The sequence below is a fragment of the Burkholderia sp. HI4860 genome, assembly GCF_002223045.2.
Taxonomy (GTDB): Bacteria; Pseudomonadota; Gammaproteobacteria; order Burkholderiales; family Burkholderiaceae; genus Burkholderia.
Map to the genome: position 1 here is coordinate 954,726 of NZ_NKFO02000003.1, position 18,798 is coordinate 973,523.

An 18,798-nucleotide genomic window follows, 5' to 3' on the forward strand; every position below is an offset into this window, starting at 1 on the left:
CACCCTCCGATGGCGGCACGCTCAGGCCGCCGCGAGCCACGCGCGCGCGGTCCACATGCCGAGCGCCGTCAGCGCGAACGATCCAGTCAAGTGTAGGGCAGCCACCGCCAACGCCCATCCGAATTCGCCCTGCACCGCATGCGTCATCACTTCGACCGAATAGGTCGAGAACGTCGTGAGGCCGCCGAGAAAGCCCGTGATCACGAACAGTCGCCACTCGGGCGGCAACCCGACGCGGGTCGTGAACACGACGGCGGCGATGCCGATCACGTAGCCGCCGATCAGATTCGCGGCGAGCGTGCCGAGCGGCACGGCGGGAAAGAATTCGTTGAGCGCGAGACTCAGGAACCAGCGCAGCAACGCGCCGAGCCCGGCGCCGACGAAGATCGCGACGATCGAATAGAACAAGGGCGCTCCGGGTCGAAGATGCGGCTGGCGTCAGCCGCCGGCCCCTGGTTGCCGGGGGGCGAGGCCCGTTCCCGGACGCAGATGGCGCGTGCGCGGGCGGCACACGCTGAACTGTATGCGGATTCGCCGCGCACCTGCAACGGCGATCGCCTGCGGGATGCCGCCCTGTCCGGCCCGTTCGGGTCGTTAGTCCGCCCGCAGGCTCACGCGCGCTGCCAGGCTGCGTCTAGCGCGCTCAGCGTCGCCAGCGCACCGCCCTTCAGGCCGATCACGTCCGCACGGCGCGCATGCGCTTCGCGTGCGTTGATGCGGATCACGTCGGCGCCGAGACGTTCGCTCAGCAGGCGCACGGTCGGGATCGCGGTGCCCGCGCCGATCTCGACCACCGCGACGCGCCCGGCCTGCGCGAGCCAGTCTTCCAGCGCACGCTCCTGCGCGTCGTAGCGCGCGCCGAGCCAGCCGGTGTCGCCGAACATCAGGATGTTCGGCCGCGCAAGGCCGCCGCAGTGCGGACAACGCGGCATGTCGCCGACGAGGCGGCAGGTGGCTTCGTCGACGTCCGGCACGAACGGCGCCGCTTCCCACGTGTCGTCCGTGCACGGCCGCAGGCACTGCATCGCGTGGATCGAACCGTGGATCTCGACGATCCGCGCCGGATCGAAGCCGGCTTTCTGGAACTGGCCGTCGACGTTACTCGTCAGCACGAAGCCGCCGTTCGGCATCGCGTCGATCCAGCGGCGCAGGATCGCGAAGCCCGCATGCGGCACCGTCGCGCGGTAAAGCGCGAGACGGTGCCCGTAGAAGCCCCACGCGAGCGGCGCACGTGCGCGGAATGCGTGCGGCGAGGCGATCTCGTGGAATTCGAAGCGCTCGTGGCGCAGCGCCGGATACGCACGCCAGAAGCCATCCGTGCCGCGAAAATCGGGCAGCCCGGAATCGACGCCGATGCCGGCGCCGGCCGTCACGAGCAGGGCGTCGGCACGCGCGAGCGCGGCGACGGCGGCAGCGACGAGATCGGCGGGCAGTTGCGCGGCGGCGGCAGCAGCGGTGGCGTCAGCGGAATCGGAGAACGGCATGGTGGAGTGGCGGTGGCGTCGGGCGGTGCGCGGGTAGCGTCGCGATCATACGCCGGTTCGCGTACGGCGCGGCATGCGCAATGCAACGGCTTGACCTGCTGCTCGCCCCCGCCGCGACGGATGCAGTCAGCCGGCCAACGCTGGGGGCGGCGGGCGGCGCTCCGGCTGGCCGCCTCCCCGCCTGTTCAGCGATCCGAATCGTCCTGCGCGGCCGGAATGTCGTCGGCCGCGAAATAGACCGGCTTGCCGAGCTGCCGTGCGAGACCGACGTCCATGTCCGCCCCGCGCGACGCGCCGTCGATGCGCAGCACCGCATCGCAGCGGCGCAGCAGCCGGTGCGCGGCCGGATACAGGAACGTCTCGCTGATCGCGTCGCCGACCTGTCGCGACCCGGCCGCAACGGCGAGCGGCAGCGACACCCATTCGCCGATCATCGGCACGTGTCCGCGGCGATACACGGCAAGCGCCGCCGCCTCCAGGCGGTGCAGGTTCGCGGCGATGCGCGTGGGGTCGCCGTCCGTGCCGCTGCGATAGGGGCCGGCGACCAGCACGAGCAGCGGCGTCATGCCGTGCGCGCGCCGGCGGTTTCCCGCAGCGCGACGTACTGGAGCAGCATGATCGTCTTCGCATCGACGATCTCGCCGCGTTCGATCGCGTCGAGCGCCGCCTGCAGCGGCATCTCGACGACCTCGAGATCCTCGCCCTCTTCCGCGACGCCGCCGCCGTCGCCGGTGCGCAGCGACGCATCGTATTCGCCGACGAAGAAATGCAGCTTCTCCGTCACCGAGCCGGGGCTCATGAACGCCTCGAACACCTTGCGCACGCCGCGCACGCGGTAGCCGGTTTCCTCCTCGGCCTCCGCGCGGATGCGTGCTTCGGGCGTCGCGTCGTCGAGCAGGCCGGCGGCGGCCTCGAGCAGCATGCCGTCATGCCCGCTGACGAACGCCGGCATCCGGAACTGCCGCGTCAGCAGCACGTCGCCCGTCCCGGCATTGCGCAGCAGGATGGTTGCGCCATGGCCGCGATCGTAGGTCTCGCGGCTCAGGCGCTGCCACGTTCCGTCGCGGCGCAGGAAATCGAACGTCACCTTCTTCAGCACATACCAGTCATCGGACAGCACCGTCGTATCGACGATGCGGACACGATCCCGCGTTGCAGCCATCCCAGCCTCCCGTTCGACAAAAGACGGCGCCCATGGTAACGTGCATATTCGTGCAATTTCAAGAAAATTCGTGCAACCACGATGCTGACGACACAACGCAAGAAAGCGATCCTCGACGCACTCGCGCGCGACGGCCAGGTGCTGGCGGTCGAACTGAGCGCACAATTCGGCGTGTCCGAAGATACCGTCCGCCGCGACCTGCGCGAGCTTGCGGCCGACGGCCTGCTGCAGCGCGTGCATGGCGGTGCGCTGCCGGCATCGCCCGCCGTTGCGCCGTTCGCGCAGCGCGAGGGGCTCGAGACGGCGGAGAAGCGGCGCATCGCGCGGCGGGCCGCGGAGATGATCGCGCCCGGGCAGGTGGCGATCGTCGACGGCGGCACGACCTCGGCGCTGCTCGTCAGCCAGTTACCGTCCGACCTGCGCGCGACGATCGTCACGCACAGCCCGAGCGTCGCGGTGGCGCTCGCCGCGCATCCGTCGATCGACGTGATCCTGATCGGCGGGCGGCTCTACAAGCATTCGATCGTGGCCGTCGGCGCGTCGGCGATGGAGGGCATCGCGCGCATCCATGCGGACCTGTACTTCATGGGCGTCACGGGCGTGCATCCGGTCGCGGGGCTCAGCACCGGCGATTTCGAGGAAGCGGCGATCAAGCGCGCGCTCGCCGAACGCGCGGCCGAGACGGTCGTGCTCGCGTCGCAGTCGAAGCTGCGCGCGGCGTCGCAGTTCGTGATCGGCGAGCTCACGCTGGCGCATACCGTCGTGGTCGAGAAGGAAACCGACGCCGCGCTGACGAAGCCGATCGAGGCCGCGGGGGTGACGGTCGTGCGCGCGTAGCACCCGGTTGCGGCGGTGCGGATGTACGGGCGGTGCCGGATGTCCCGGATGCGCGAATGTGGTGGATATGTGGCTGTGTCGGGACGCCGGAGCGCATCGGATGCGCGGGTACATCGATCGTGCCGGAACACACCCGTCGACTCGGCCTCGAGCGCGGATCGTGTCACCACCGAGCCCATGTCAGCGTGCTGACAGGGTCCGCTTGCTAACATGGGCGACCGCCCAACCCCCACGCGCCGCCCGCCCGATGCCCCCGCCCTCCTCCGCCACCTCAACTGCACCGCCGGCAGGCGACGCATCGCCGCCCGGCGTCCTCGCGCTGTTCATCGCGTTCTCGCAGATCGGCCTGACCAGCTTCGGTGGCGGGCTCAGCGGGCGGATGATGCGCGACTTCGTCTACGAGCGGCGCTGGCTCGACGAGGAGGCGTTCCTCAACGGCCTCGCGCTGTCGCAAGCGCTGCCGGGCGTCAACGTGAAGAACCTCGCGATCTGGATCGGCTACCGGCTCGCCGGATGGCGCGGCGCGGTGGCCGGCTTCACCGGCATCATCGCGCCGCCCGCCGTGCTGATCGTGCTGTTCGGCATCGCGTTCTCGACCCTCACGCGCTTTCCGCTCACGCATGTCGCGCTCGCCGGCGCGGCAGCCGCGGCGATCGGGCTGTCGATCTCGATGGCGATCACGGCAGTGCGCCGATTGCCGCGCCGCGCGCTGCCGTTCGCGGTGATGGCGCTCACGTTCGTGTCGGTCGCCGTGCTGCACTGGCCGCTCGTGTGGACCGTGCTGGTCGGCGGCACGCTGAGCGTCGCGCTCGAATACCGGCGCGCGGCTGCAACACCAGCCGGGAGCGACACGCGATGACCGCATCGCAACGCTACGCCGCGCTGCTCGGCGTGTTCGCACCGCTGTCGATCGCGACGATCGGCGGCGGACAGGCGATCATCGCCGACATCCAGCGGCAGGTGGTCGATGTGCATCACTGGATGACCGCCACGCAATTCGTGAACGACTTCGCGATCGCGCGGATGGCGCCCGGCCCCGGCTCGCTGCTGGCGACATTGATCGGCTGGCAGGTGGCCGGCTTCTGGGGCGCGGTGGTCGCGACGCTCGCGCTGTTCGGACCGACCGCGTTCCTGATCTATGGCGTCGCGCATCTGTGGCGGCGGCACCAGGGTGCGCGCTGGCAGATCGCGCTCGAGGCCGGCCTGCGCCCGGTCGCGGCCGGCATGATCCTCGCGTCGGTGTGGGTGCTGCTGCAGGCGCTCGACGGCGGCTGGGCCGCGCGCGCGATCGCGGTCGCGTCGACGCTGTGCGTGATCTACACGCGCATTCACGCGCTGCTGCTGATCGCGATCGGCGCGCTGTTGCTCGTCGGCGTGCACGCGCTCGGCATGTGATGCACGGTGACGCGGCACGCGACGGCGGCCGCGCATGACGCAACCGCTACCGGCACAACGACACGAGCACGTCCGCACGCTTTTCACCGCTTGCGCGCCCCGCTCGCACACCCCATCGCCTAGACGCCACGAAACACCGGCGCGCGGCGTTCCGAAAACGCACGCAGCCCTTCGTCGAAATCCGCGCCTTCGCACGCTTGCCGGCGAAGCTCGGCAATCCGTTCGAACGCATCGGCCGGCAGCGGCCGCGCGTCCTGCAGCACGCGCAATTGCTCCTTCACGGCGTGCACCGCGAGCGGCGCCTTCGCGGCGATCGTGCGCGCGATGTCGAGCGCCGCATCGTCGACGCCGCCCGCGTCGGCCAGCCGGTTCACGAGCCCGTGATGCGCGGCGCGCTCCGCATCGAGCGGCTGCGCGCAGAAGAACATCTCCTTCAGCACGTGGATCGGCAGGTTGTCGTAGAAGCGCAGCAGGCCGCTCGTCGAATACGGCAGACCGATGTTCGCGGGCGTCATCGCGAAACGCGCGTCGCGCGCCGCGACCACCAGGTCGCAGCTCATCACGAGATCGACCGCCCCGCCCCACGCCGAACCCGACACCGCCGCGATCACCGCGCCCGGATAGGTCCGCACGCGCCGCAGCGCCCGTTCGAGCGGCTTGCCGTAGGCTAGCGGGTCGCGATCGTCGGCCAGTTCGCGCAGGTCATGCCCCGCGCTCCACACGTCGCCGCTGCCATCGTTCGACAGGATCACGACCGGCGGCGGACGCTGTTCGGCCAGCGCGTCGAGGCGCACGACGAGCGTATCGAGCAACGGTGCATCGAGCGCATGCCGTCGCGCCGGATTCGCGAACCGCACGCGCGCGATCCGCTCGCGGACCGTGTCGACCGTCACGTTCGAGGCCCCTTCGTGTTTCGTCGTGTCGCTCATTGCACGGCCTCCGCCACCGCTTCCGCCTGGAAGATCGCACGCTCGGCCAGCAGTGCGTCGATCGCGTCGTCGCCGTAGCCCGCTTCGCGCAGCACGTCGACCGTATGCTCGCCGAGCAGCGGCGGCGCATGGCGCGTGCGCGGCGCCGGCGCCTCGTCGCCCATCCCGCCGAGCGGCGTGACGACCTGGCGCAGCGTGCCGAGCGTCGGATGCGCGACCGGCTCGACCAGCCCGCAATGGGCTAGCTGCGGATCGTCGAACACTTCGTCGAGCGTGTTGATCGGCCCGGCCGGCAGCCCGGCGTCGACGAAACGCTGCGTCCATTCACGCTTGCCGCGCGTGCGCAGCCGGCTTTCGAGCAACGCTTTCAGTGCGTCGCGGTGCGCGACGCGTGCATCGTTGGTCGCGAAGCGCGGATCGTTCGGCAGTTCCGGAAGATCCAGCAACTGGCACAGCCGCAGCCACATGTCGCTCGTGATCGGCGCGAGGTTGAGCGGCCCATCGGCCGTCTCGAATACGCCATACGGCGCGATCACCGCATGCGCGTTGCCGGTGCGGCGCGGCACGTCGCCGAGGCTCAGGTAGCGTTGCCCGTGCACGCTCAGCAGCGACACGAGGCTTTCGAGCAGCGACGTGCCGACATGCTGCCCGCGCCCGGTGCGCTCACGCTCGTACAGCGCGGCCATCACGCCGGTCGCAACCCACATCCCCGAGCTGAGATCGCCGATCGCGGTGCCCGTGCGGGTCGGCTCGCCGTCGGGAAAACCGGTGAGGCTCATCAGCCCCGCATAGCCCTGCGCGATCTGGTCGAAGCCCGGCCAGTCACGCAACGGGCCGCGCGGGCCGAACGCGGTGACGCTGCCCATCACGAGCCGCGGATCGCGCGCACTCAACGCGGCATAGCCGAGCCCCATCGCGTCCATCGTGCCCGCCTTGAAATTCTCGATCACGACGTCGGCCTGCGCGATCAACCGACGCACGACGTCGAGGCCGGCCGGCTGCCGGAAATCCACGCAGATGCCGCGCTTGTTGCGGTTGCAGGACAGGTAGTACGTGCTCACGCCGCGATCGAACGGCCCCCATGCGCGGCTCATGTCGCCGTGCGGCCCCGACTCGACCTTGATCACGTCGGCGCCGAGATCGGCGAGCACCATCGAGCAGAACGGCCCCGACAGCGCGCGGCTCAGATCGACGACCCTGATTCCTTGTATTGCCTGCATTCCGGACTCCTGATATTGATGAGGGGGTGTGGCTAGATGCCGAGCGTTCGCGGCGCGCCGCTCATTCGGGCAGCGTCTGGTGACGCGTTTCGACCGCGAACGGCAGGATCAGGATGCCGAGCCCGAACACGGCCGCGGTCCATGCCACCGGCACGCCGAGCGAGCCGTAGCCGTGTATCGCGGCGCCGAGCAGGAAATTTACGCCCGCGCCGATGAAGCGGCCGACCGACGCGTTGAACGCGAACGCGGTGGCCCGTACGCGCGTCGGGTACTGCTCGGGCAGCCACAGCGAGAAAATCGCGAAATTGCCGCCGAAGAAACCGAGGAACACCAGCGACACCATGAACGCCGCGAGGCCGTTCGGCTGGTAGAACGCCCAGCCGAACGCGAACACGATCGATACGGCCATGCCCGCGAAATACACGCCGAGCGCAGTGCGCCGGCCGAGCCGCTCGGACAGCCACGGCGCCACCAGGCAGCCGGCGATCGTCGCGCACGACAGGATCGCCGCGCCGATCGATGCAAGTCGCATCGCGCCGATGTGGTCGATACCCGCACGCGCCGCCAGCGTGCTGACCGCGCTCGCCTCGTACACGGAGCCGGCCCACAGCCCGACGATCGCGACGCCGACGAGGCTCGCGCTCGTCACCGTGCGGCGCAGGAAGGCCGGCGCGAAGATCTCGCGCAGCGGATGGGCGCGTCGTGCGTCGGCCACGTCGCCGTCGCGTGCGTCATGCCGGCGCCACTGGCCGGGCTCCTTCACGCGCATCACGGTGAACACCGCGAGCAACGCGGGCGCGAGGCCGCACAGGAACATCGCGCGCCAGCCGTAGGTCGCACCGATCGTGTAGTTCAGGCACGCCGCGATGAAGAAGCCGAAGTAGTAGCCCGTCTGCAGATAGCCTGCGCCCATCTTGCGGCGGTCTTCCGGCCAGCTCTCGGCAACGTAGGTGCCCGCGAGCGCCCATTCGCCGCCGACGCCGATTCCGGCGATCAGCCGGCACGCGGCCAGCGCCCACACGTCGTGCACGAACGCGGCCGCGCCGGTGAACACCGAGTAGATCAGGATGCTCGCGGCGAGCGTGCGCACACGGCCGAAGCGGTCGGCGAGCGGCCCCCAGACGAACGACAGCCCCCAGCCGATCAGGAACAGCGCGAACAGGATCGAGCCGTACATCCCGAGATTCGCGGGCGTCGCCGCAATGCTGGATGCCGGCAGCAGCTCGGTCAGCGCCGGAATCAGCACCAGCGCGTAGATCACCGAATCCACGCCGTCGAGCACCCAGCCCGCATACACGGCCCAGAAACCCTTGACCTGCTCGCGCGTGAGCGGCGTGCGCCGCGGCTTCGCGCCGGCCGCCGGCGCGTCGATCGCCTTGAACATCTTCGTCTCCTTGCCGGCGGGGCCGGCGCTTTTGCCGCGTCCGGTCCGGGATGGCCGGGAGGCTGGCTCTTTTGTGAGACGAGTATAGAAACACCATCGATCGGGGAAAAATATGATATTCATCTTGCTCGATCGGATTTGCTTATGACTCGAATCGGGAGGGGCGACGATGGACTTGAGGCAGTTGCGCTATTTCGTGAAGGTCGTCGAATGCGGCAACGTCACGCATGCGAGCGAGGCGCTGCATGTGGCGCAGCCGGCGGTCAGCCAGCAGATGCGCAATCTCGAACAGGATCTGGGGATGCAGCTGCTCGAGCGCAGCGTGCGCGGCGTCGCGCCGACCGCCGCCGGCCGCACGCTGTACCAGCACGCGCTCGAGCTGCTGCGCCAGGCCGACGGCACGCGCGAGCTGCTGCGCCGCGACGCCGACACGCCGCAGGGCCGCGTGACGGTCGGGATGCCGTCCAGCACCGCGCGCGTGCTGGCCATCCCGCTCGCCCGCGCGGTGCGCGACCGCTTTCCCGGCATCATGCTGGAGCTGATCGAGGCGCCGAGCGCCGATCTCGACACGCTGCTCGAACGCACGCGGCTCGATCTCGCGATCGTCGTCGACGCGGTCGACACGCGCGGCATCGCGGTCCACCAGCTGCTGACGGAAACGCTGTACCTGATCACGTGGCCCGGGTTCCCGGTGCCGGACGATCCCGTGCCGCTCGACGCGATCGCGCGGATGCCGCTCGTGCTGCCGAGCGCGCCGAACACGATCCGCAACCGCGTCGACTGGGCGATGCGCGAGGCCGGGTTGTCATACGAGATCAGCTTCGAGGCGAGCTCGACCGGGCTGCTGTTCGCGGCCGTGATGGCGCAGCTCGGCGTGACGATCCTGCCGTGGACGGCCGCGCACGTCGAGATCGAGGAGCGCAAGCTCAAGCTGTCGACGGTCGCTCACCGGCTGTTCGCGCGCGACCTGTCGCTGTGCTGGCACGATACGGCGCTCGTCAGCAACGCGGTGCAGAAGGTGAAAGCGGAGATCGTCCAGCTGTTCGACACGCTCGGGCAGCGGCCGGAGTGGGCGGCCGGGCAGGCCGACGGTGCGTGACCGGGGCGCCGCGTGTCTTGTGCCTTCCTTGTGCTGCCAAGGCGCGCGTACTAAGCTCAGTTCATCCTGGGTACCGCTGACACCCTCACTTCTCCTCGCCGCTCGGTATAAGCGTCGGGGGAAGGAGGCCGTTCGTGTCCCCGCTCCAGTCTGCCTGGCTTCTGCTGGGCGCCAGTGTTTTCGCCGAAGTGCTCGGCTCCGTCGGACTGAAATACTCTGCCGGATTTTCCCGCCCGCTCCCCTCCGCACTCACCGTCGTCTGTTACGCATGCGCGGTCTGGCTGATGGCGCTCGCGACGAAGCGCCTCGAACTGGGGCTCGCCTATGCGAGCTGGGCCGCCGCCAGCACCGCGGCCACGGCCGTGATCGGTATCGTCTGCTTCAATGAATCGGCGTCGTCGCTGAAGCTCGCCGGCATCGCGCTGACCGTCTGTGCGCTGGTCGCGCTCAATCTCGGGGAAGCGGCTACGCACTGATCGTGACCGCCGCCGGTTGACGGCACACGGGCGCCGGGGGCATTGACAACCTCCCCCGGCGCCCCTTAACGTTGCTCGCATCGTAACCATCACCGGTTCAGCTTAAGAGGTTGTCGGCCCGCTCGTGCTCGACACCTCTGCCTTCCTCGAAGGCCTGCTGCTTGGCGCCGGACTGTTCACGTCCGTCGGCCCCAAGGACGCTTTCGTCATCAAACGCTCGATCTCGAGCCCCCATCTGCTTTCCATCGCCCTCGTCTGCGCAGGCAGCGACGCGCTGCTGATCGCGCTCGGCGCGCAGGGATTGTCGTCGTTGCTGTCGCGACATCCTGGCGTGGTGTCGGCCGCGCTGTGGGCCGGCATCGCGTATCTCGCCGGCTATGGCCTGCTCGCGCTGCGCTCGGCGATCCGGCGACGACAGCCGGAGCACGTCGACGCTCCGCGCACGGGCCGCGAACCCACGCGCTCGCGCACGGTGCTCGCGACCGCCGCCGTCTCGCTGCTCAATCCGTATGCATGGATCGACACCGTACTGCTGCTCGGCACCGTGATCGTGAGCCACACGCCCGCGGCACGCGCGCCGTTTGCGATCGGCGCGATGACGGCTTCGCTCGCGTGGTTCCTGATGCTTGCGTATGGCGCCCGCGCATGCCGCGCGTGGTTCGCCCGCACGCTCGCATGGCGCATGCTCGATTGCTTCGTCGCGGTGATGATGCTCGGCTTCGCGGTGCGTTTCGCGATCGACGCGCTTCAGGCGTCAGCGGCTCGATAACGTGCGAAACACGTCGCGCGCACCGGCATGCAGCTCGAAGCCGATGCCCGGCGCCTGCGGCACGCGGGCGTATCCGGCGTCGATGCTTGCGCCATCGGCCAGTCCGCTAAACGGATGAAACGCGAACGGACTGACTTCCGCGCCGCCGAGCCCGAGCGCCGCGACGACGTGCAGCGAAAACAGGTGGCCGCCGTGCGGCCAGAACGCATCGCGCCGCCAGCCGCGCGATGCGAAGTGTTCGACGATCTGCAGATAGCCCGGCAGCCCGTAGCCATGCACCGGATCGAATACGAGCACGTCGCGCTCGGGCCGCAGGCCGCCGTAGCGGTCGAGCAGCTTCGCTTCCGCGAGCGAGAACAGCGCCTCGCCGGCCGCGATCGGCGGTGCATAGCGCGTGGCGAGATCCGCCTGCAGCGGCAGGTCGAGCGGATCGCAGATGTCCTCGAACCACCAGAGGGCGAACGGCGCGAGCATCGCGGCGGCGGCGTCGACGGTCGTCGCGTCGTACGTGTTCATCGCGTCGACCGCGAGATGCGAACTGTCCGCCAATTGCCTTGCGGCCGCTTCGATCCGCCGGCGGTCCTGATCGAAATCCGCACCGCCGATCTTGATCTTCGCGTGCGTGTAGCCGAGATCGGCGATCCGGCGCATCTCGTCCGACAGCCGCGCGAGATCGTCATGCGGATAGCGGTAGCCGCCGCCTGCGTACACACGCACGCGTGGTGCCGCCGTGCGTTCAAGTCGGTTGGCGAGAAAGCGATGGAGCGGCAAGTCGGCAATCTTCGCGGCGGCATCCCAGATCGCCATGTCGAGCGTGCCGACTGCAACGCATCGTTCTCCGTGCCCACCGGGCTTCTCGCCGGCCATCATCGCGCGCCATGCACGGAACGGGTCGAGGTTCGTGCCGGCTTCGTCGGCGAGTGAGTCGGCGGCGGCCAGCAGGCGCGGTGCGAACCGTTCGCGAATCAGGCCACCCTGCGCGAAACGGCCGATCGACGCGTAGCCGTAGCCTGTCACGGGGCGGCCATCGCGCACGACGTCGGTGGTGACCGCGACAACGCTCGTCGTCAGGCCGCCGGACGGGATCGCCGGATCGGCATAGCGGGACACGGGAATCGCTTGTTCGTGGATCGCGGTGATGCGCATGGTCGGGGTTCCGAAGGTGACGGCCGACGCGCTGGCGCATGAGGCACGCGATGCGGCCGGAACGATGGGCGGATCGCTGCATCATAGGCGCTGTCGCAGCACGCTGCAGGCGAGCGTTACCGTGGCGGACGATCGTGCTGCAGCCGCTGCGTGAGCGCGGCATTCCGATCCGGAACGCGTTCCATTGAGCCGGCATCATCCGCTTGCCCGCCCGGCTCCGGGAACCGGGAAGGGTTCGGGCGACGACGGGATGCGTCGATCGAATCGACCGGCCCGCTCAGGCAAAGACGAAGTACTTGCGCACCGTTTCCACCACTTCCCACGTGCCTTTCATGCCCGGTTCGATCACGAACACGTCGCCGGCCTTCAAGTGCACCGCCTTCTCGCCTTCCGGCGTGATGATGCAGTAGCCGTCGAGGAAGTGGCAGTACTCCCATTTTTCGTAGTTCACCTCGAACTTGCCCGGCGTGCAGATCCAGGTACCCATGATCTTGCTGCCGTCCTTCGAGAGGTAGGCGTTCAGGTTCACGGTGTGCGGATCGCCGCCGATGCGCTTCCACTTGGTCGCATCGAGGACGGGGGTCGGGCAGGTTTCGCGCAGAACGGTGATGAAATCGGACATGTCGGCTCCAGACTAACGATCGTGTAAGAGGCCTGTCACGTTAGTTCGAAAGCTTCGCGGGGACTTGTATGCTTCCGACGCGGACTCGTCTATTTTCGACACGGGCCTGTGGGCGGGCACGCCGTCGTTCGGTTCCGCGTTGCGCCGACGAACCGCTTCCAGCCGATCCCTTTCTGACGACTATTTTCAGCGGTGCCACCGCACCTTCGTCGAGCGTTGCCGGCTTCGAAGCCACCACCCAAAACAAGCCCACTTGCCACATCTCGGCCAAACCCTGTAGAATTGCGCGTTCTGCGGGCGTCGTATAATGGCCATTACCTCAGCTTCCCAAGCTGATGACGTGGGTTCGATTCCCATCGCCCGCTCCACTTTCCGGCTGCATCGCAGCCTGCGCATGAGCCGCCTCGTCGAAGGCGGCTTTTTTGTACCATGTGCCGGTTCCCCCGGCGCACTGCTGCGCGCAACGGGCCCTCGCCCGCAACCGAGCCTTTCTCTGTCACCGATGATGCACGACGATCCGAACGAAGCCGGCCTGCCGCCGCACGACGACGCCATTCCCGATGAAGCCGCCGAGGGCGCCGACGCAGTCAATCCGCTCCACCACCGCCGCATCCGCAGCTTCGTGACGCGCGCCGGCCGCGTGTCGACCGGCCAGCGCCGCGCGATGGACGAGCTCGGCCCGCGCTTCGTGGTGCCGTATGCGCCGGAACTGCCCGACTGGAACGCCGTGTTCGGCCGCAGCGCCCCGCGCATCCTCGAGATCGGCTTCGGCATGGGCGCATCGACCGCGGAAATCGCCGCGAACCGCCCCGGCGACGACTTCCTCGGCGTCGAGGTGCACGAGCCGGGCGTCGGCGCGCTGCTGAAGCTGATCGGCGAGCAGGATCTGTCGAACATCCGCATCATCCAGCACGACGCGGTCGAAGTGCTCGAGCACATGCTCGCGCCGGAAAGCCTCGACGGCGTGCACATCTTCTTCCCCGACCCGTGGCACAAGGCGCGCCACCACAAGCGCCGGCTGATCCAGCCGCCGCTCGTCGCGCATCTCGCGTCGCGCCTGAAGCCCGGCGCGTACATTCATTGCGCGACCGACTGGCAGAACTACGCGGAACAGATGCTCGACGTGCTCGGCGCGGAGCCGACGCTCGAAAACACGGCCGCCGACTACGCGCCGCGCCCCGACTACCGCCCGGTGACGAAGTTCGAACGGCGCGGGCTGCGGCTCGGCCACGGCGTGTGGGACCTGGTGTTCCGCAAGCGCGCAGGCTGAGCCCTCCCGCTGAGCCGGACGCACGCCGCCCTGCTCCGGACACGAAAAAGCCCGACCGGCCTAAGCCGATCGGGCTTTTTCTTTCCATGCGAGACGCGCCGGCCTTCGTGTTCGCGTCACGCCCAGTTCAGCCAGCCGCTGTACCCGACCAGCAGCACGAACAGCCCGAACGCGATCCGGTACCACGCGAACACGGTGAAGTCGTGCGACGCGACATAGCGCAGCAGCCAGCGCACGCACACGAACGCGCTGACGAATGCCGCGACGGCGCCCAGCACGAACAGGCCGAGCGAATCGACGGTGAATGCCTGCCAGTCCTTGACGGTTTCATAAAGCGTCGCGCCGAAGATGATCGGGATCGCGAGGAAGAACGAGAATTCGGTGGCGACGCGCCGGTCGAGGCCGAACAGCATCCCGCCGATGATCGTCGAGCCCGAGCGCGACATGCCGGGAATCAGCGCAAAACACTGCGCGATGCCGACCTTGAGCGCGTCGAGCGGCGTCAGCGCATCGACCGATACCACGCGCGGCGGCTCGCTGCGTTCGCGCTGCCGCGCCTCGGCCCACAGGATGATCGCGCCGCCCACGACGAGCGCGAACGCAACGGGGACCGGCGAGAACAGCACGGCCTTGATCTTCTTCTCGAACAGGAGGCCGAGCGCAATGGCGGGAATCGTCGCGATCACGACGTTCAGCGTGAAGCGGCGCGCGTCAGGCCGGCTCGGCAGCCCGGACACGATGGACGCGATCCGTTGCCGGTATTCCCAACAGACCGCGAGGATCGCGCCGAACTGGATCACGACGTCGAACGTCTTCGCGTGCGAATCGTTGAAATTCAGGAAGCTGCCCGCGACGATCAGGTGACCGGTGCTCGACACCGGCAGGAATTCCGTCAGCCCCTCGACGACGCCGAGGATCAAAGCCTTGCAGATCAGGATCCAGTCCATCCGTGGCCCAACTCCGAAATGGTCGAATGAATGAGCCACTCTTCCGCGCGCGGCCCCCCTCCGGCCGAGCGCGGTGCGTCGTCATTTTTCGACGATCGCCACGCGTATGCCGTTTGTAAGAATCGTAATTGTACCGGGTTCGTAGTTCACCCCGGCAAATTGCAGCTGTTCGGGCTTGAACGTGTAGATCGGATAGTTGGTCAGCAACTGCGTCGCGAGCAGGCCGGCGGCCGCGCCGACTTGCTGCGCGTACATCTGCGCGTCGCCGTCGAGCGCGAGGCTGTCGACGGCCGGCGACTTCAGCACGACCGAGCGGCTCGGCGCGTCGTACGCCAGCTGGCCCGACACGGTGAACTTGCCGCTGACGGGCGCACGCAGGAACGGGCTCACGAAGTGCGCATCGAGCTGCACGGCCACGCGGTTCTGGTCGGGCAGCAGGTTGACGGCGGGGTTCGCGAGCGACACGTCGACGACCTGCGCGACCGTCTTCTGGTACGGGAACTTGCGCGCGACGGCTTTCTGCACGTCACCGCGCGAGAAGGTGTAGTGATCGGGGATGAACGGGAACGTCGACGCGCACGCGGCGAGCGACAGCGTCACGCCGATGGCGCCGACGGTTGCGGCGAGAAAACGGCGCCGGCCGGGCGCGCAAGGTGCGGTCATGCTGAACACTCTCCTGGTTGCGACGGCCGCGTCGCGGCCTCGAGACGCGTGAGCCATGCGAGCGCGTCGTCGCGCGACGCGCCGCACATGTCCGCGGCCGGCTGCAGCCCGGAACAGCACGCGGGCCGCTCGGGGCGGCCGAAGATCCGGCAGCGCAGATCGTCGCCGAGCTGCACGCAGCGCACGCCGGCCGGCTTGCCGTCCGGCATGCCGGGAATCGGGCTGGAAATCGACGGCGCGATGCAGCATGCGCCGCAGCCCTCGCGGCACGCATGCGGCGGCGGGACGGCTGACGCCGGGCGGACAGGCAATTCGACGGACACGCGGCTCTCTCGAACGAACAACAAAAAACGGTGCGGCAACCGGACGCGGTGCCGGCAGCCCTACCCCGCATTGTGCCATCGCCGGCTGCGACGTTATTACACAATGCAGCCGAATCGCGCGTTTATATACTCGAAAGCATCTAAAAAAGCGCGAGACCGTCATGCACGCTGGTTCTGCCGACACACTGTTCCGTCCCGATTTGCTCGCGAAATACGGCGCGAACGGGCCGCGCTATACGTCGTACCCCACCGCGCTGCAGTTCCGCGACGATTTCGACCCGGCCGACTACGTGCGCGCGGCAACCGACCCCGGTGCATCGTCGAGCGAGCTGTCGCTGTACTTCCACATCCCTTTCTGCAACACCGCGTGCTTCTACTGCGGCTGCAACAAGATCGCGACCAACAACCACCGGCGCGCGCGCCCGTATCTCGACCAGCTCAAGCGCGAGATGGCGCTGCAGGCCGCGCTGTTCGATCCCGCGCGCCCGGTCACGCAATTGCACTGGGGCGGCGGCACGCCCACCTTCCTGTCGGACGACGAAACGGCCGAGCTGATGGCGGCCACCCGCGAGCATTTCGCGCTCGCGCCGGATGCCGACGCCGAATTCTCGATCGAGATCGACCCGCGCACGGTCACGCCCGCGACGCTCGTCCACCTGCGCAACATCGGCTTCAACCGGCTGAGCCTGGGCGTGCAGGATTTCGATCCGGTCGTGCAGCGGGCGATCAACCGCATCCAGCCGCTGGCGATGACGGCCGACCTGCTCTCCGCCGCGCGCACGACGGGCTTTCATTCGGTGAGCGTCGACCTGATCTACGGGCTGCCGCACCAGACCGTGTCCGTGTTCGCGCGCACGCTGGAAACGATCATCGAACTCGCACCCGACCGGCTGTCGGTGTTCGGCTACGCGCACATGCCGCACCTGTTCAAGATGCAGCGCCAGATCGACGACGCGACGCTGCCGCCGCCGGAAACGCGCATCGCGCTGCTCGGCCTCGCGATCGACATGCTGACGTCGGCCGGCTACGTGTACATCGGGATGGACCACTTCGCGCGGCCGTCCGACGAACTCGTGCGGGCGCAGAAGAACGGCACGCTGCAGCGCAATTTCCAGGGCTACAGCACGCGCGCGGATACCGACCTCGTCGGGTTCGGCGTGTCGTCGATCGGCAAGGTCGGCGACGTCTACGCGCAGAACGCGAAGGACCTGCCCGCGTACGGCACCGCGCTCGACGCGGGCCGGCTGCCGATCGCGCGCGGCGTGCGGCTCACGCCCGACGACCGGCTGCGCCGCGACGTGATCACGCAGCTGATGTGCAACCTCGACCTGCCGTTCTCGCACGTCGAGGCCGTGCACGGCATCCGCTTCGCCGATCATTTCGCGCGCGAACTCGACGCGCTGCGCCCGTTCGAACGCGACGGGCTGCTGACGGTCGCGGCCGACCGCCTGACGATCCATCCGGCCGGCCGGATGGTCGTGCGCAACATCGCGATGGCATTCGACGCGTATCTCGGCCAGACGCCGCAGCAGCGCTACTCGCGCACGGTCTGAGCCCGACGCGCCCGGCCGGCCGCACGCGAGCGGCCGGTTTGATACAGTGTGGGGCTTACGCCCCGCCAGATTCCGCACGATGCGCACCACCAAAGCGACCCACGCGGTCGAACGCCTGAAGACCCGCTCCGGCAACCCGCAATTCGCGGCCGTCGCAATGGCGGGCGGCCTGTTTTATCTTGTCGACCGCTCCGGCGGCACCGCCGAGAAGCGCTGCGAGCCGCTGCCGCTCGACGAGTTCGTCAAGTTCGTCGACGAATTCGGCCCCAAAAAACCGCGCAAGGCGAGCAAGCTCGACCTCGCGTTCGAGGCGCAGATCAAGAAGAGCAAGGGGTAAAGGTCTGTTGCAGGCCGCCTGAAGGCTCCGCGGCCGCCCCGTTTGGTACAATCACGAAGTTTCTCTATCCCCGCTGATGGCCGACGAGGCTGCGTGACCACACCATGAATATCGAAAACGCGCGTTTCAACATGATCGAACAACAGATCCGGCCGTGGGACGTGCTGGATCTCGACGTCCTGGGCCTGCTGTCGATCGTCAAGCGTGAAAACTACGTTCAGGCCGAACACCGCGATCTCGCGTTCGCCGACCTCGAACTGCCTCTGCCGGGTGGCGGCAAGATGCTGTTCCCGCGCGTCGAAGCGCGCGTGCTGCAGGAGCTGACGGTCAAGAAGCACGAGAACGTGCTCGTGATCGGCGCCGGCTCGGGCTACCTGGCCGCGCTGTTCGCGCACCGCGCGCAGCACGTGACGGCCGTCGAAATCGACCCGACCAACGCGAAGTTCGCGGAAGACAACCTGCGCAACGACGGCGTGACCAACGCGGAAGTCGTCCTCGGCGACGGCTCGCGCGGCTGGGCCGGCAAGGCGCCGTATGACGTGATCTGCGTCGCGGGCGGCCTGCCCGTCGTGCCGCAGGAAATGCTCGAACAACTGAAGGTCGGCGGCCGCCTCGCGGCATTCGTCGGCGGCCGTCCGGTGATGAAGGCGCAGATCATCACGCGCATCGACGACAAGCAGTACCGCGTTGCCGACGTGTTCGAAACGTACATCGACCATCTCGTCAACGCGATCGAGCCGTCGCGCTTCAAGTTCTGAGCGGCGGAGCGACCATGCAGATCCTGACGGCCGCGATGCTCGCGGAATGGCTCGGCGACAAGGCGCGCCCCGCGCCGGTCGTGCTCGACGTGCGCGAACCGTGGGAAATCGCGACCGCGCATATCGCCGGCAGCGTATCGATCCCGATGCAGCAGATTCCCGCGCGCAGCGAAGAGCTCGACGACGAAGCGGAAATCGTCTGCGTGTGCCATCACGGGATGCGTAGCGCGCAGGTCGCGATGTTCCTCGAATCGCGTGGCTTCACGAAGCTGTACAACCTGCAAGGCGGGATCGACGCGTGGTCGCGCGACGTCGATCCGGCCGTGCCGCGCTACTGATCCTGCCCGCGGCGCATCACGCGCCGCGTCGCCGATCGGCACCCTGGCGCCGGCCGCACTGATCCCCCGAACGGGCACGCATCGCG

The 18,798-nt window shown here is 68.4% G+C and carries 23 protein-coding genes and 1 tRNA gene; 12 read left to right on the forward strand and 12 right to left on the reverse strand.

From position 1 onward, the window contains the following. Positions 1-21 precede the first annotated feature (21 nt). The 4 genes from crcB to CFB34_RS19735 all read right to left on the reverse strand — a co-directional run bounded on the left by crcB (position 22) and on the right by CFB34_RS19735 (position 2,646). Positions 22-408, reverse strand: a complete 387-nt coding sequence (gene crcB, locus CFB34_RS19720; protein WP_089439424.1) for a fluoride efflux transporter CrcB — start codon at positions 406-408, stop codon at positions 22-24. 203 nt (positions 409-611) lie between these two features. Beyond that, positions 612-1,484, reverse strand: a complete 873-nt coding sequence (locus CFB34_RS19725) for a Sir2 family NAD-dependent protein deacetylase (RefSeq protein WP_089439423.1) — start codon at positions 1,482-1,484, stop codon at positions 612-614. Between the two features lie 185 nt (positions 1,485-1,669). Beyond that, complete coding sequence (locus tag CFB34_RS19730; protein WP_089439422.1) at positions 1,670-2,050, reverse strand: DUF4406 domain-containing protein; 381 nt, start codon at positions 2,048-2,050, stop codon at positions 1,670-1,672. Beyond that, positions 2,047-2,646 carry an NUDIX domain-containing protein gene (locus CFB34_RS19735; protein WP_089439421.1) on the reverse strand — a complete coding sequence of 200 codons (600 nt, stop codon included), beginning with the start codon at positions 2,644-2,646 and terminating at the stop codon, positions 2,047-2,049. The genes CFB34_RS19730 and CFB34_RS19735 overlap by 4 nt, the downstream gene beginning before the upstream one ends. Before the next feature lie 81 nt (positions 2,647-2,727). On the opposite strand from CFB34_RS19735, the gene CFB34_RS19740 reads away from it, so the two are divergent. The 3 genes from CFB34_RS19740 (at position 2,728) to CFB34_RS19750 (ending at position 4,878) form a co-directional block, all read left to right on the forward strand. Continuing rightward, a complete protein-coding gene (locus tag CFB34_RS19740; RefSeq protein ID WP_089439420.1) occupies positions 2,728-3,483 on the forward strand; it encodes a DeoR/GlpR family DNA-binding transcription regulator in 756 nt (251 codons plus the stop codon). Between the two features lie 247 nt (positions 3,484-3,730). Then, positions 3,731-4,342, forward strand: a complete 612-nt coding sequence (locus CFB34_RS19745; protein ID WP_089439419.1) for a chromate transporter — start codon at positions 3,731-3,733, stop codon at positions 4,340-4,342. Beyond that, positions 4,339-4,878, forward strand: coding sequence for a chromate transporter (locus tag CFB34_RS19750; RefSeq protein ID WP_089439418.1), 540 nt, complete (start codon positions 4,339-4,341; stop codon positions 4,876-4,878). The genes CFB34_RS19745 and CFB34_RS19750 overlap by 4 nt, the downstream gene beginning before the upstream one ends. Positions 4,879-4,997: 119 nt before the next feature. On the opposite strand, the gene scpB is transcribed toward CFB34_RS19750, so the two are convergent. The 3 genes from scpB to CFB34_RS19765 form a co-directional block, all read right to left on the reverse strand. Then, complete coding sequence (gene scpB / locus CFB34_RS19755) at positions 4,998-5,807, reverse strand: methylmalonyl-CoA decarboxylase (protein ID WP_089439417.1); 810 nt, start codon at positions 5,805-5,807, stop codon at positions 4,998-5,000. After that, entirely contained in the window at positions 5,804-7,027 is a 1,224-nt protein-coding gene (locus CFB34_RS19760; protein ID WP_089439416.1) for a CaiB/BaiF CoA-transferase family protein, read from the reverse strand. Before CFB34_RS19760 ends, scpB begins: the two co-directional genes overlap by 4 nt. A gap of 61 nt (positions 7,028-7,088) precedes the next feature. Continuing rightward, positions 7,089-8,411 carry an MFS transporter gene (locus CFB34_RS19765; protein WP_089439415.1) on the reverse strand — a complete coding sequence of 441 codons (1,323 nt, stop codon included), beginning with the start codon at positions 8,409-8,411 and terminating at the stop codon, positions 7,089-7,091. A gap of 169 nt (positions 8,412-8,580) precedes the next feature. Between CFB34_RS19765 and CFB34_RS19770 the strand changes: the two genes are divergently transcribed. The 3 genes from CFB34_RS19770 (at position 8,581) to CFB34_RS19780 (ending at position 10,755) form a co-directional block, all read left to right on the forward strand. Beyond that, a complete protein-coding gene (locus CFB34_RS19770; protein WP_089439414.1) occupies positions 8,581-9,510 on the forward strand; it encodes a LysR substrate-binding domain-containing protein in 930 nt (309 codons plus the stop codon). Between the two features lie 134 nt (positions 9,511-9,644). After that, positions 9,645-9,986, forward strand: a complete 342-nt coding sequence (locus CFB34_RS19775) for an SMR family transporter (RefSeq protein WP_089439413.1) — start codon at positions 9,645-9,647, stop codon at positions 9,984-9,986. Positions 9,987-10,110: 124 nt separating this feature from the next. Continuing rightward, positions 10,111-10,755 (forward strand): LysE family transporter, encoded by a 645-nt coding sequence (locus CFB34_RS19780; RefSeq protein WP_089439412.1) that lies wholly within the window; start codon positions 10,111-10,113, stop codon positions 10,753-10,755. Here the strand turns inward: CFB34_RS19780 and CFB34_RS19785 are convergent. Together CFB34_RS19785 and CFB34_RS19790 are read right to left on the reverse strand one after the other, a co-directional pair. Next, positions 10,741-11,901, reverse strand: a complete 1,161-nt coding sequence (locus CFB34_RS19785) for a mandelate racemase/muconate lactonizing enzyme family protein (RefSeq protein WP_089439411.1) — start codon at positions 11,899-11,901, stop codon at positions 10,741-10,743. The two genes, CFB34_RS19780 and CFB34_RS19785, sit on opposite strands and share 15 nt — an antisense overlap. Positions 11,902-12,178: 277 nt before the next feature. After that, on the reverse strand, positions 12,179-12,523 hold the full coding sequence (locus tag CFB34_RS19790; protein ID WP_089439410.1) for a cupin domain-containing protein: 345 nt from the start codon (positions 12,521-12,523) through the stop codon (positions 12,179-12,181). Positions 12,524-12,816: 293 nt separating this feature from the next. Between CFB34_RS19790 and CFB34_RS19795 the strand changes: the two genes are divergently transcribed. Both CFB34_RS19795 and trmB read left to right on the forward strand, forming a co-directional pair. Beyond that, positions 12,817-12,891, forward strand: a tRNA-Gly gene (locus CFB34_RS19795). A 134-nt stretch (positions 12,892-13,025) separates the two neighbouring features. Then, positions 13,026-13,793 (forward strand): tRNA (guanosine(46)-N7)-methyltransferase TrmB, encoded by a 768-nt coding sequence (gene trmB / locus CFB34_RS19800; RefSeq protein WP_089439409.1) that lies wholly within the window; start codon positions 13,026-13,028, stop codon positions 13,791-13,793. Positions 13,794-13,909: 116 nt separating this feature from the next. Here trmB and CFB34_RS19805 read toward each other — a convergent pair whose 3' ends face one another. The 3 genes from CFB34_RS19805 to CFB34_RS19815 all read right to left on the reverse strand — a co-directional run bounded on the left by CFB34_RS19805 (position 13,910) and on the right by CFB34_RS19815 (position 15,726). Beyond that, complete coding sequence (locus tag CFB34_RS19805; RefSeq protein ID WP_039367732.1) at positions 13,910-14,740, reverse strand: undecaprenyl-diphosphate phosphatase; 831 nt, start codon at positions 14,738-14,740, stop codon at positions 13,910-13,912. A gap of 81 nt (positions 14,741-14,821) precedes the next feature. Continuing rightward, positions 14,822-15,403 (reverse strand): DUF1439 domain-containing protein, encoded by a 582-nt coding sequence (locus CFB34_RS19810; RefSeq protein WP_011351198.1) that lies wholly within the window; start codon positions 15,401-15,403, stop codon positions 14,822-14,824. Beyond that, positions 15,400-15,726: a YkgJ family cysteine cluster protein gene (locus tag CFB34_RS19815; RefSeq protein WP_242808683.1), complete on the reverse strand. Its 327-nt coding sequence runs from the start codon at positions 15,724-15,726 to the stop codon at positions 15,400-15,402. Before CFB34_RS19815 ends, CFB34_RS19810 begins: the two co-directional genes overlap by 4 nt. A gap of 161 nt (positions 15,727-15,887) precedes the next feature. Here CFB34_RS19815 and hemN point away from each other — a divergent pair, with 161 nt between their 5' ends. The 4 genes from hemN (at position 15,888) to CFB34_RS19835 (ending at position 18,712) form a co-directional block, all read left to right on the forward strand. Further along, positions 15,888-17,279 carry an oxygen-independent coproporphyrinogen III oxidase gene (gene hemN, locus CFB34_RS19820; RefSeq protein WP_089439408.1) on the forward strand — a complete coding sequence of 464 codons (1,392 nt, stop codon included), beginning with the start codon at positions 15,888-15,890 and terminating at the stop codon, positions 17,277-17,279. A 79-nt stretch (positions 17,280-17,358) separates the two neighbouring features. Continuing rightward, positions 17,359-17,616 (forward strand): hypothetical protein, encoded by a 258-nt coding sequence (locus CFB34_RS19825; protein ID WP_006488573.1) that lies wholly within the window; start codon positions 17,359-17,361, stop codon positions 17,614-17,616. Positions 17,617-17,720: 104 nt separating this feature from the next. Beyond that, positions 17,721-18,374 (forward strand): protein-L-isoaspartate O-methyltransferase, encoded by a 654-nt coding sequence (locus tag CFB34_RS19830; RefSeq protein ID WP_089439407.1) that lies wholly within the window; start codon positions 17,721-17,723, stop codon positions 18,372-18,374. A gap of 14 nt (positions 18,375-18,388) precedes the next feature. Continuing rightward, entirely contained in the window at positions 18,389-18,712 is a 324-nt protein-coding gene (locus tag CFB34_RS19835; RefSeq protein ID WP_089424695.1) for a rhodanese-like domain-containing protein, read from the forward strand. Positions 18,713-18,798: the final 86 nt, after the last annotated feature.